Source organism: Candidatus Zixiibacteriota bacterium (assembly GCA_035380245.1).
Taxonomy (GTDB): domain Bacteria; phylum Zixibacteria; class MSB-5A5; order GN15; family FEB-12; genus DAOSXA01.
In genome coordinates, this window is sequence record DAOSXA010000003.1 from 21,434 (window position 1) to 33,377 (window position 11,944).

Genomic DNA, 11,944 nt, shown 5'->3' on the forward strand with positions numbered 1-11,944 from the left:
GGTTTGGACTGCTTTATTGACCGCTTGAGTCCACCGCAATCGAAGTATTCTGGAGATGACGTATGGATTACAAGATTCGCACTAAGATCGCCCGAGTCCTGCTCGATGAGGCTGTCCCGGTTGGCGCCGAAATTACGGTGCTGGGAATGGTCCGGACAGTCCGGCAGGGAAAAGATGTAACTTTTCTGGAGGTGAACGACGGCTCCTGCATGGGAAACCTGCAGGGCGTGGTTTCTAATCCTGGCGATTTCCCCGATCTGGACAAAATCCTCACCGGGGCTTCCGTACGTCTGCGCGGGAAGCTGATCGAATCGCCCGCCAAGGGGCAGAAGTTCGAGCTGGGGGTGAGTTCACTGAATCTGGTCGGAGAAGCCAATGTTTCCTATCCGCTCCAGAAGAAACGGCACAGTTTCGAGTTCTTGCGCGAGATCGCTCATTTGCGCATGCGCACCAACACCTTCGGAGCGGTAAACCGGCTGCGGTCCCGGGTGGCTTATGCCGTTCATCAGTATTTCCAGGAGCGGGGATTCTACTACATCCACACACCGATAATTTCCGCCTCGGACTGTGAAGGCGCCGGTGAGCTGTTTCATGTAACTACGCTGGATCTGGCTAATGTCCCCAAGGTTGACGGAAAGGTTGATTTTGACCAGGATTTCTTCGGTTCCGAGGCCTATCTAACCGTGTCCGGCCAGCTCGAAGCCGAACTGGCGGCGATGGCTCTGGGAGATGTTTACAATTTTGGACCGACTTTCCGAGCCGAAAACTCCAACACTGCCCGCCATGCCTCCGAGTTCTGGATGATCGAGCCGGAGATGGCCTGGGCTGAGTTGGAGGACAACATGGACCTGGCCGAGGATTTTCTTAAAAACCTGTTCCGGTTTGCCCTGGATAAGTGTGCTGACGACATGGAGTTTTTCGATAAGTGGGTGGCCAGGGATATCCCTCTGCGGGAAACGCTGGAGGGGATCGCAGGCTCCCAATTCGAGCGGATCAGCTATACCGAGGCCATGGACCTGCTGGTCAAATCGGGCCACTCGTTCGAATATCCCGTCGGCTGGGGCATGGATATGCAGACCGAACATGAGCGCTTTTTAACCGAGCAGATATTCAAAAAACCGGTGATTGTCTATGACTATCCCAAGGATATCAAGGCTTTCTATATGCGTGTTAACGATGATGATAAAACCGTTCGGGGGATGGACGTATTAGTCCCCCGGGTAGGAGAAATCATCGGCGGTTCTCAACGTGAAGAGAGATATGATGTCCTGATTGATCGAATCAGGGAGATGGGCGTCGGTGATCCGAAAGACTACGACTGGTATCTGGATATTCGTCGGTATGGAACCGTTCCCCACTCCGGGTTCGGACTGGGTTTTGATCGGGTTATTATGTACATAACCGGAATGGCCAACATCCGCGATGTACAACCTTTCCCACGTGTCCCTCGATGGGCTAAGTTCTGATAAATCAATTGATTACGGTGGATATAGAGCAGGTTGCTTAATCCTGAGCGACCTGCTCTTCTTTTCTATCGGGCATAAAAAAAGACACCCGCGCCGGGGGAGGGGAACGACGCGGGGGCCGTATAAGGCGACACTGTTGTTAGATCATGTGCTCAGTGATCCGGTCGCCGTTATTTTTTGGAGCACATCACTGTCGCTTTTATAACGATCAGCACTGAAATATAGTTTCAAAAATCGAAATTGTCAGCACTTTTTTTGTGAAAAAAGCATGTATTTCTCTACTGTATCAAGTTTTCTTCGGCTGTCGAAACTGGTTCTTCCTGACTGCCCGTTCTGAAATCATTGATGAGCCCGGACTTAGATCATTAGTCGATATTTTTGAGTAAAAGGTAAGGCTGTTTTTGTCGATTATAGGACTATATGAAAGAGAAATTTACCAGAATAGATATCCTGGCTGTCATGGCGTTGGTAGTCCTCGCCCTGATAGCCGGTTGTCACTCTACGAGTCTCATGAGCGAGACCGAATCCAGCTATAACTTCTTCGGTGCGTCCGTCAGGTCTCTCTGGATGGATGCTGCTGCTGTACGAGTTTTGATCAGTTCCAACGACTCGACTTATTCCGATGGATCGGTGCGTTTTTCCGGAGACAGCCTGCATTATTCCAATGATGCTTATTGGCGTTTCTACTATTCGGCCGATTCCATTTCAACTGGTGTTAATACTGTCATTTTCTCGGACGGAGTGGATTTTCTCGACACGGTTTTCACGGTTGTGCCGGGAGATGTAACCGATACCGTGACCGGTTTGCCGGACAATCGGGTGAATCCGGCCGGTGATGTCGTGACGGTCGATTTCACTTCCGCGGAGAACGCCGAAGGATACGTGCTGGCGGTAGCTCTCAAGGATTCGCTGTACACCGGCTTTGGTTTCTCACAATGGATCAGTACGCAGGTGACCTCGGCTACGATTCCCCGCGAGGCGTTTCGTGTCAGCGGGGCCCTCGATCCCGACACCGGCTGGTACTATGTTTACATTTACGCTTATACCGACTCGCCGGACAGCACTGTTACCCACAGCATGTTGCCGATGCCTTTGCCGGGCAATTTATCGGACAATATCGCCGACGAGCGTTTCAAAGGCCGTTTCGGATCGTTGGTGGTTTCGGCTCCCGACTCGGTCCATGTGGTAGTGCTTTAAGGTTGTTGTTCGAACGACGAATTATAAGGCTGCCGCTCGGCGGCCTTTTTATTTTGCCTCTCCAATGCCGCGATTCTACCTTCGGTCCATGGATGAACGAGAGCAGCTTATTGAGGAGTTGGGGAAGCTCTCCACGGAGAGGATAAATCCCCGGACAGTCGAGATTGACCGTCTCGGTGCACGCGAAATAGTACGTTTGATCAACGAAGAGGACACTGGTGTTGCCGCCGTTGTGGCGGGAGCCGGAGACAAGATCGCGATCGTGGCGCAGCAGTTCGCCGACACTTTGAAAAACAACGGCCGGGTGTTTTATATCGGAGCGGGGACTTCGGGCCGTCTGGGGGTGTTGGATGCAGCTGAATGTCCTCCCACGTTCGGCACCGATCCGGAACAAATTGTCGGTGTGATCTCAGGCGGTTATGCCACTCTGGTTCTTTCTAAGGAAGGAGTTGAGGATGACCGCACGGCAGCGGTCAAAGACTTGACCGATCGCGGCATCCGGACCGGTGATCTGGTAATCGGTCTGGCCGCTTCGGCTCGTACTCCCTATACGCTCGCAGGTTTGGAATACGCGCATCAAACCGGGTGTCGGACTGCGTTTGTTGTTTGTAATAACCTGGATAAATCCCCGGCCTTTGTCGATACCGTCATCGAGTTAACGGTTGGTCCCGAGGTTATCACAGGATCGACACGAATGAAATCGGGAACGGCGCAGAAGATGACGCTCAATGCTATTTCAACTACCGCCATGGTTCTCATGGGTAAAACCTACGGCAATCTCATGGTAGACCTTCAGGCTCGTTCCGAAAAATTGGCCGCACGCTCGCGCAAAATGCTGATGGAACTCCTGGATCTGTCCTTGTCCGAGTCTGACTGTCTCCTGGAGAAAGCGGGGGGAAGTGTCAAGATCGCGATTGTCATGCACCGCCTTAACTGTTCGGCCGAGATCGCTGCCGAAAAGCTGGCTCACGCCGGTGGATTTGTGCGCGATTGCCGTTGATCGCTTTCGCATCGGGTGTACCGAGATGTTCAAATAAAGTGCTCTGTACCGAGAGGTACACCTTTTCAGGTCGCGGCCACGCTGCTAATGCTAAACAAATCAATGGCTTGTATGGGGAAGGCGGTTTTGGCACGGATATTGTATCACTATGCGAGTGATCTAAGCAAATATGACTACGAAGCTTGAGGAGTAGCGTAATGAAAAAACTTCTGATTGCATTACTGAGTTTGGGACTTCTGATGACGATAGGTTGTTCCAACAATCCCACTGATACCACGGAACCGGCACAGACGCTTGATCTTAACGATGAATTCGGCGGTTATCTGGCAACCGATGAAGAACCGGCTTTCGGCGATGCGGAACTGGCGGCGGAGGCTGCGGCCGATGAAGAATACGATGATCCGATTCTGTTGACACCGGCAATGGACTCACTGACCACCGACGCCGAGGCTTCACTCTATCATCTGCGTATAGTGTGGGGCATGCTTAACTATGATTCGACCGTTACCGATTTGACCGACTGGACCGGTTCGTTGACCGTCAGTCGGGGCGGGATCGTGATTCGCCGCACGATTCGTTTCGAACTCGGTCAGGATTATATCCCGACTCGTACTGCTCCGGAATTACTGGAGTGGGTATCATTTACTTCCGTTCACCATGACGGTGTCGCGGTTGATATCTATATCCCGGCCGGTACGACCGATACCAGTACCGTTGATTCGCTGAAAACTCCCGAACCGGTCACCGTTTCTTTCGAGACCGGTCCTTACAGCCGGACCTTCGAAATCGATGAGTTAACAGCGCTCGATACGGTTGTTTATCTCGAAGATTCCAACGCGGTAGTTTTCCAGGCGTTCAAGCTCAACCATTATCCCTGTGCTCGTGGTTTCCTGACCGGAAATTGGGGATTTGATGAAGAAGGTAACGGCGTGTTCAGCGGTCTCTGGACGGACCGGCACGGTTGGGTTACTGGATTTGTCGAAGGTTCATTCGGCGTCGACAGTACCGGCGACAAGGTTTTCTTCGGGAAATGGATCGCTAATGACGGCAGCTTTGCAGGATTGATTCGCGGTCGTTGGGATTATCATCCTAATCCGCATGCCAATATCCACGCGCTCCAACGGGCCGGCGGTTGGTTTGCCGGTGATATTTATGATGCTGACGGCAACGAAGTCGGTATGCTGCGCGGTAAATACAAGTCTCATCCGGAGTTCAAGAAAGGCTTCTTCAGTGCTCGCTGGAAAATGGATTGCATAACTACTACTGATGAACCGGAAGTCGATGACTCCGAGGATGGATTCTGAGAACAATCCTCCCGTACCTCGCCAGGTGAGCCGGTTGTAGCCATACGACCGGCTCCCTCCCTTTGTCCGGGGGCTAAAAAATGGTGAAAACCTGTAAGAAATGGCGTTTTTCAGCGACTTAATTACTGAACATTTGGTTTAAGTTTTTCGTTTAAGAACCAGAAGGCAAGCTTACCGAAAGACCCCCTCTGTCTCTCCATGAGACAGCCCTGCGTTGGGCAGGATTCGTCGTAATCCTGCCCTCCTTTTTTATTCTTTTCTCTGGGTGGAGTCCAGGCTGAGGCTGTTTTCGATTCGAGTCAAAATCGTATCCAGTCCCCCGGGCACGGGGTACGCCGAGGCGTTCTCACAATAGATGTCATAAGCCTCTCGCAATTTGGCCTTGTCTTTCATTTTAGAGAGAGTGTGGGCGAGATTGAGTTTCAACTGCACACTGCCGGTGTCGCGAGCGAGAAGCGAGCGAAACACCTTTTCGGAGTTTTTGTAATCCCCCTTCGCTGCAAAAAACAGCCCCTGGTTGATCTGAAACTCCGGTTTGGGACCGAATTGATCTACTGCCTGGTCCAGAATCTCAATTGCGACGGACAACGAGCCAAGTTCAGCGGCTGAATTGGCGTTCTGAAGATACCAGTCGCCGTGGTCGGGGTATTTATCCTGAAGTTTACCGTAATAATAATGGGCGAAATTGAAATCGTTGACTGCGACCGAGAGATTGGCCAGATCCTCGAGATAATCCTCTTCCTTAACATCGTTGAGCTCTATCAGAGTGCGCAGAGCTTTACGGGCGATGTCGTAGTTCTCCGAAAGGAAGGCGGCGTTGTATAACTCCCGGTTGATTTCGATATCCTTGGCGTAAAGGATATCGGCTCGTTTGAGATACACCGTAGCGGAATCGTACATATTCTGACGGAGATAGGCGAGACCCAGAACGAACAGCCCCTCCCGGTCGGATGGATTCTGCTGAACGTAATGAGAAAGATACTCCACAGCTTTCTGGTATTCGAGATTGCCGAACGCCAGTTTTCCGGCGGCCTTGTATTCATCGAGCGTTTGTGGTTCATGGCTGCATGAGATGAAAACAGTCATGACGAGTATCAACAGGAGAAGCTTTTTCATAAAATTCCTTTGACCAAACGGTTATTCTCGGGAATAATACTGCAATGAAGCCGACATTTCAAGAACCTGTCAGGACTTTCATGCGATTGAGTTTACCAAAAAGATCGCCGCGTCCGATAAAACATCAAGATAAAGAAGTACGACTGACGACATCTGTCGGAGTTGGACTTCTTCGGATAATGCTGTTTATCGGGGTTGGTCTGCTTCTCTGGCCGGTACGATCCGAGGCAAAAAGCCATCCTGCTCGCGGTCCGGTGCGGGTGTTAATTCAAAACGATGTTCGTATTCATCAACCCGGGTGCGACGACGCGGCGGAATTTTCCCTCTCGGAAGCGGTTGCCGAACATATTCGGTATATCCTCACAGTCAAGCAAATCCAATACGACATGGCTTTGGTTGATTTTAGTAATCCGGCAACTATCCCTGAGCAGGATTCGACCAGCACCGGGACAGAACGTAAACTGGTGGTCATACCGGAGAAAATTACCCGGTCTTTATCGACTGGTTGCGACCGCGAATTGGAAATCCGCCTTCATTATGCTCTTACCGACGGTAGAATACCGCCCGGCTCTATCGAACCGACCGACCTTGCCGTTGGCATTGTTCGATACGAAGTAGCTTGCACAACCGATACAACCGCTGGGCATGAGGTTCATCGGGGGAAACGCATTGATCCGATTAAGTCCGCCCTGCGCGAGGCAGTCAAAAAGCTGGCGGAATCGCTTCCGGTGGGGAATAGTACTTTGGCGCCGACAGGGATACCGTGGCCAACGGTAGTTTACGTAGATTCATCGTATCTTCGGGCTTTTTCCGGACGCTGGCTTGAGACAGTCAACGTAACCTTTGAGATTACCTCCCGAGCGTTGTCGGAACAGTTTGGCCGGCGACTGGAAATGTCGCCTCCGCGAATTATGACCGAGGGATTGGATTCGACTCGTTCGTTCGAGGAGTTGTTCGACCGGTTGCGACAACGTTTGCCGGACCACGGTGATACATTGACGGTGGTGCTTTATAACCAGCCGATTGGCAGCGATGGGGAGCTACCCGCATACGGACGTATGGAATTGGGACGAGCCCAGGTGGGGCGTCGTTTAGTGTTACTGGAAGGACTGCCGGATCCATCCGATCCCGATCTTTACTGGCTGCCGTTTGACAACGGAATCAGTCTTATCCACGAGATCGGTCATGTGCTGGGTGCGGTTCACGTCTCGGATATATATTCGGTAATGCATCCCAACGCCACCTGGACCGGCACGGATCGATTCGATGATTTCAATCGCCGAATAATAACGGCGGCTCTCGATGGAAAGCTCACCTTTCGGAGCTCGGTGGAGTATATCGAATTTTTCGTGCGGACACTGGAAACGAGCGACTATTACCGGGTGGATTACCCCGAGGTTCTGGCGGGATACTTGCAAAATGCCGCGAGCCATGTTCGCGGACGTTTACTGCGGGCGGCAATCGGTAATGCCTCGTTTTTACATGCTGCCGAAGGGTATCTCCTGTTGTCAATGGGGCAGGCCGATCTGGCTCGAACCAGTTTCGAACAGGCAGTGCGAGTTGATTCCAATCAAGCCTCACTTTATTACTACCTTTCGTTGGTCAGTGATACCCAAACCGCGCAACGTCTGCGGGAGCGAGCAGCGGAAATGGGATATTATGCCGCCATGCAATGTCGGACGCCGATGCTGCCGACATCGGATTAAAACAGATTCCTACACCAATCGCCTTACTGGTTGACAAAGCGCTGCCGCCGACCAAGATTGGTCTATGGCTGTTAATAAAGATTATACCTCTGATGTGATCCTGCTCGCTCTGGTGCGTTATGGTAGAGTCGAACCGCGCCTCATGGACAGACTTCTGAGGCTATTCGAGTCACCCTCGGGAATCCTTGTCGCTGAGCGGGAGCAGTTGGCCGAGATCGAGGGACTCAACGAGGATCACCTGGACGATTTGGTGTCGGTTATTGATAATCTCGATGCCGCTGCCGACTACCTGAGTCTTCTCAATCAACGCGAGATCCTGGTAACTTCACGGATGGACCATACCTATCCCGGGAACCTGTTCGAGCTTAACGATCCGCCCAGTCTGTTGTTCCGGCGCGGAAAGCTCCCCGATCCGGCATTGAAGAGAGTAGCTGTCACCGGAACGGATAATCCCAGCAACGAGGGGATCGAATTGACCGTAAAACTCTGCCGCCGACTGGCTGAGGAAAAGGTGCAGATAATATCGACGCTTCGACGAGGTATCGATGCCGCAGCCCATATCGGAGCCAATTCCGGCAAGGGATGTTCGTTTGCGGTGCTCGAAACAGGTTTCGATGAATTGCCCACCGATGAGATAATGCCGGTTGCGATGAGTATTCTCGGCGAGGGGGGGATAATTTCCGAACATCTTCCTGAAGCGGAGATAGGCGCCAGTGGTTTTCACGGTTCCAATCGGATTCTGGCCGCTTTGGCGCAGGCGGTAGTGTTTACCGAATTCTACTCCGACTCCGAGCGAACACTCGATATGCTGCAATGCTGTGCCGAAATCGGCAAACTCTGCTTTGTCCTGATCGATCCCGAACACGGGGCGTTCACCGATGAGACCAGTCTGGCGCGAGCGGTTGAATGTGGGGCGATCCCGATGAAGGGGCTGGATAAAATCGACGACATTATCAAGGCATTGGTATAGGCGACGATGCTAATACGACGAAAAGATTTCTACTATACGATCGCTCAAGGGGCGCAAGCCGAGATAAAGATCAAAGGTTCACGGTTTATCGGTGAGACGCATTTGGTTAAGTCTGGGGAGGAAGCCCTGGTCGAACTCGAGACCATCCGCAAACGGGAGTACGATGCCACTCATCATTGCTCGGCATGGAAGATCGGTCTGGCGCCGGCTGTCGACTTCAAGTATTCCGACGATGGTGAACCGAACGGCACGGCCGGACGACCGATTTATGATTCCATTTGCGGTCGTGACTTGACCGATGTTCTGGTAGTCGTGACCCGCTATTTCGGCGGCACCAAGCTGGGCACCGGCGGTCTCGTGCGAGCCTATGCCGAAGCGGCTGCTCAGGTGCTGGATAAATCGGGGCGGAAAGAATGTTTTCTCACCAGGAAGCTGCGAGTAACTATAGAATTTCCGCTTTACGATCAGCTCATACGCCTGATGCAGCGATTTGAAGTCATTCAGCACAATGCTGATTTCAGCGACAAAGTCAGCCTCGAACTGGAGGTGCGGCTTTCATACGTTGACCGTTTCCGCTCCGATCTGATACAGTTAAGCGCAGGGAAGGCTGTCATTGAGCAAATCCAGGAACCGGATTGACGTGCTGGGCTTGGGTATCGTTCCGCTTGATCTGCTGTTTCAGGTGGAAAGAATGCCGAAAGCGGGGGAGAAGGTGGACGCCTTGCAAAGTTGCGTACAAGGCGGCGGACCAGTCCCGAACACCCTGGTGGGACTTTCGCGACTGGGGTTCTCGACGGCCGTCATCGTAGCCGTCGGTGACGACCTCTTCGGCCGCATTTCGCTCGAGGAACTGCGCCGCGAGAAAGTCGACGTGAGCCTCGCTCGGATAAAAGGTAAAGCCTCGGCAGCGGCTATCGGATTCATCGAGCAGGGGAGCGGTCGCCGGACCATCGCGTTGCATCGACCGGTCGGTCTTACGGCAGGAGATGTAAAACTGTCTGAATTACCGCTTCCGCGACTGGTGCATATCGACGGCCGCGATATGGATGCCTGCCTGAAACTGGCGCGCTGGGCGCATCGTAAGGGGGTGATTGTTTCGTTCGATATCGGATCGGTTCGTAATGATGTCTCCGCACTTCTGCCGCTGGTCGATCAACTAGTGGTGGCTGATGTTTTCGCTTTCGCTTATACCGGCAAGCGAACGGCACGAAAGGCTGTCGAAGCACTGCAAAAAATATGTCCCGGGACGGTGGTGGTCACGGAAGGGATCGACGGATCTGTCGGACACGAGAACGGGGTATGGGCTCAGGCGCGGGCTTACAAGGTAAAATCGGTCGATACGACCGGAGCGGGGGACAGCTTTCATGCGGGCTACATCTACGGTTTGCTGAACGGATTCGATTTGCTGACACGTCTTGAGTTCGGTTCCGCCACGGCGGCATTGAAATGCACCGGTATGGGCGCCCGAACGAGTGCTCCCACCCTGACTCAGGTAAGGAGGTTTGTGGCCTCGCGGCCGAAGCGCTATGCTTGAGTTTCTCGATTCGCTGGACAAAACACTCTTCGTTTTCGTCAATTTCTACCTGGCTAATCCGGTTACGGATTTTATCATGCCGATTCTGACCTCGGACTACCTGTTGCGAATCGGCTATGGGATTGCGATGCTGGCAGTCCTGATATGGGGCGACCGTCGCCTGCGCTGGCTGGTGCTGGTTTCGTTAATAGTGCTTACCGTGACGGATCAGACCTCGTCGCAGTTTCTGAAAAAACTGATCGAGCGCCCGCGCCCGTGTCATGTCCTGAGCCAGGTGCATCTGTTGGTAGGTTGCGGCGGGGGATTTTCCATGCCCTCATCGCATGCGGCGAACGCCTTTGCCCAGGCAGCGCTGTTTGCGTTGACAACTCGCACCGCTAAATACTGGCTGGTGCCGACGGCGGCGCTGGTGGCGCTCAGCCGGATTTTCGTTGGCGTACACTATCCGTTCGATGTCCTGGCCGGAGCAACGCTCGGCTGGGGAATCGGCTGGCTGGGTGCGAAAGGACACGGTTTACTGATGACCCGACTGGATGCTCGAAGAGAGATGCGCTTGACGACCGAAAGCGCAACCGATGTAAGCAAGGGAGACAAGTGATGCCGTTTACGATCGAAGTAGTCAAAGGTGATATCACTCGGGCAAATGTGGAGGCGATTGTCAACGCCGCCAATAACGCGCTGTGGATGGGCAGCGGGGTAGCGGGAGCGATCAAGGCCGCCGGCGGAGAGAGTGTGGAGAAGGACGCCATGAGCAAGGGACCGATCATACCCGGTGAAGCGGTTTTCAGTACGGCTGGACGGTTACCCTATAAGATGGTGATTCACGCAGCGGTAATGGGTCAGGATTTACGCACGAACGACCGGCTGATTCGCCAGGCGACGGTGGCTTGTCTCAACCTGGCCGAGAAACATCGGATCAAGTCAATCGCTTTTCCCGCGTTCGGGACGGGGGTGGGAGGTTTTCCGATGGCTGCCTGTGCCAACCTTATGACGGCTGTGGCCAGAGGATATAGCCCGCTCTGTAAGGAAATCGAGCGGGTACAGTTTTGTCTATTCGATGAGTATGGCCTTCAGGCGTTTCAGAAGGCGATGACCAAACCGGCTTAATTCTCCGTTTTGGCTTTGAACGATCCCGACATATTGAGCATCGTGCCGTAAGCGTTGGAAAATTCTCCGTTAATCGTGTAATACGATTTATTCCCTTTCAGCGAATCAATAACAACAGTCCCGGATTGAGGCAGGAAAACCTTGGCCTCACGGGGCTGTTCGTAGCGCCCAAGGACATGAATCAGGGCGTTACCCGGTAGTTCGAGAGTGGTCGGAGCCTTGCGTCTGGTCGGCAGTTCCAGATAAAGCATAGCTGTTAGGTTCTCATCGAACTGTAATCCCGGCATATTGGTATCGCCGAGAGATCGCAGCCGTGAGGTGAAAGTAACAACGAGGACATCTCCCAGTCCCGGCGTCACTTTATCCTGCCCCATCGGATCCCCCAGAACGGCATCCATAACGAGTTGCGTAGTTTTTATCTTAACCTTGTTGGTGATCTCTTCGAAGGTCATTGACATGTCCAGCCGATAACGGCTGGTACAGGAAACGGCGATGATGATAAGGGTGAGGGCAATGATTAGTTTGCTTAATCTATACATGCTTC

12 protein-coding genes are annotated in these 11,944 nt (G+C 52.8%); 10 read left to right on the top strand and 2 right to left on the bottom strand.

Annotated features, from left to right (window positions below; genetic code table 11):
- The first annotated feature begins 62 nt into the window (after positions 1-62).
- The 4 genes from asnS to PLF13_10500 all read left to right on the top strand — a co-directional run bounded on the left by asnS (position 63) and on the right by PLF13_10500 (position 4,967).
- A complete protein-coding gene (asnS, locus tag PLF13_10485) occupies positions 63-1,466 on the top strand; it encodes an asparagine--tRNA ligase (GenBank protein ID HOP07704.1) in 1,404 nt (467 codons plus the stop codon).
- 420 nt (positions 1,467-1,886) lie between these two features.
- The gene (locus PLF13_10490) at positions 1,887-2,663 is read left to right on the top strand and encodes a hypothetical protein (protein ID HOP07705.1); all 777 of its coding nucleotides are present in this window, start codon (positions 1,887-1,889) and stop codon (positions 2,661-2,663) included.
- 88 nt (positions 2,664-2,751) lie between these two features.
- Positions 2,752-3,663: an N-acetylmuramic acid 6-phosphate etherase gene (gene murQ / locus PLF13_10495; protein HOP07706.1), complete on the top strand. Its 912-nt coding sequence runs from the start codon at positions 2,752-2,754 to the stop codon at positions 3,661-3,663.
- 197 nt (positions 3,664-3,860) lie between these two features.
- Positions 3,861-4,967 (top strand): hypothetical protein, encoded by a 1,107-nt coding sequence (locus PLF13_10500; protein ID HOP07707.1) that lies wholly within the window; start codon positions 3,861-3,863, stop codon positions 4,965-4,967.
- Positions 4,968-5,216: 249 nt separating this feature from the next.
- On the opposite strand, the gene PLF13_10505 is transcribed toward PLF13_10500, so the two are convergent.
- Positions 5,217-6,083, bottom strand: a complete 867-nt coding sequence (locus PLF13_10505) for a tetratricopeptide repeat protein (protein ID HOP07708.1) — start codon at positions 6,081-6,083, stop codon at positions 5,217-5,219.
- 179 nt (positions 6,084-6,262) lie between these two features.
- On the opposite strand from PLF13_10505, the gene PLF13_10510 reads away from it, so the two are divergent.
- The 6 genes from PLF13_10510 to PLF13_10535 all read left to right on the top strand — a co-directional run bounded on the left by PLF13_10510 (position 6,263) and on the right by PLF13_10535 (position 11,400).
- Positions 6,263-7,789: a hypothetical protein gene (locus PLF13_10510; GenBank protein HOP07709.1), complete on the top strand. Its 1,527-nt coding sequence runs from the start codon at positions 6,263-6,265 to the stop codon at positions 7,787-7,789.
- A 64-nt stretch (positions 7,790-7,853) separates the two neighbouring features.
- Positions 7,854-8,759, top strand: a complete 906-nt coding sequence (locus PLF13_10515) for a DNA-processing protein DprA (protein ID HOP07710.1) — start codon at positions 7,854-7,856, stop codon at positions 8,757-8,759.
- A gap of 6 nt (positions 8,760-8,765) precedes the next feature.
- A complete protein-coding gene (locus PLF13_10520; GenBank protein HOP07711.1) occupies positions 8,766-9,398 on the top strand; it encodes a YigZ family protein in 633 nt (210 codons plus the stop codon).
- Positions 9,373-10,293, top strand: a complete 921-nt coding sequence (locus tag PLF13_10525; GenBank protein ID HOP07712.1) for a PfkB family carbohydrate kinase — start codon at positions 9,373-9,375, stop codon at positions 10,291-10,293. Before PLF13_10520 ends, PLF13_10525 begins: the two co-directional genes overlap by 26 nt.
- Positions 10,286-10,891, top strand: a complete 606-nt coding sequence (locus tag PLF13_10530; protein ID HOP07713.1) for a phosphatase PAP2 family protein — start codon at positions 10,286-10,288, stop codon at positions 10,889-10,891. The genes PLF13_10525 and PLF13_10530 overlap by 8 nt, the downstream gene beginning before the upstream one ends.
- Positions 10,891-11,400, top strand: a complete 510-nt coding sequence (locus PLF13_10535) for a macro domain-containing protein (GenBank protein ID HOP07714.1) — start codon at positions 10,891-10,893, stop codon at positions 11,398-11,400. Before PLF13_10530 ends, PLF13_10535 begins: the two co-directional genes overlap by 1 nt.
- Here the strand turns inward: PLF13_10535 and PLF13_10540 are convergent.
- Complete coding sequence (locus PLF13_10540) at positions 11,397-11,939, bottom strand: hypothetical protein (GenBank protein ID HOP07715.1); 543 nt, start codon at positions 11,937-11,939, stop codon at positions 11,397-11,399. The two genes, PLF13_10535 and PLF13_10540, sit on opposite strands and share 4 nt — an antisense overlap.
- Positions 11,940-11,944 lie beyond the last annotated feature (5 nt).

Excerpts from the sequence above, each read along its gene's own strand:
- asnS (HOP07704.1), top strand. The coding sequence starts at position 63 with ATGGATTACAAGATTCGCACTAAGATCGCCCGAGTCCTGCTCGATGAG.
- PLF13_10540 (HOP07715.1), bottom strand. The coding sequence starts at position 11,939 with ATGTATAGATTAAGCAAACTAATCATTGCCCTCACCCTTATCATCATC.
- PLF13_10520 (HOP07711.1), top strand. The coding sequence starts at position 8,766 with ATGCTAATACGACGAAAAGATTTCTACTATACGATCGCTCAAGGGGCG.
- PLF13_10530 (HOP07713.1), top strand. The coding sequence starts at position 10,286 with ATGCTTGAGTTTCTCGATTCGCTGGACAAAACACTCTTCGTTTTCGTC.
- PLF13_10535 (HOP07714.1), top strand. The coding sequence starts at position 10,891 with ATGCCGTTTACGATCGAAGTAGTCAAAGGTGATATCACTCGGGCAAAT.
- PLF13_10505 (HOP07708.1), bottom strand. The coding sequence starts at position 6,083 with ATGAAAAAGCTTCTCCTGTTGATACTCGTCATGACTGTTTTCATCTCA.
- murQ (HOP07706.1), top strand. The coding sequence starts at position 2,752 with ATGGATGAACGAGAGCAGCTTATTGAGGAGTTGGGGAAGCTCTCCACG.
- PLF13_10500 (HOP07707.1), top strand. The coding sequence starts at position 3,861 with ATGAAAAAACTTCTGATTGCATTACTGAGTTTGGGACTTCTGATGACG.
- PLF13_10515 (HOP07710.1), top strand. The coding sequence starts at position 7,854 with ATGGCTGTTAATAAAGATTATACCTCTGATGTGATCCTGCTCGCTCTG.
- PLF13_10510 (HOP07709.1), top strand. The coding sequence starts at position 6,263 with ATGCTGTTTATCGGGGTTGGTCTGCTTCTCTGGCCGGTACGATCCGAG.
- PLF13_10490 (HOP07705.1), top strand. The coding sequence starts at position 1,887 with ATGAAAGAGAAATTTACCAGAATAGATATCCTGGCTGTCATGGCGTTG.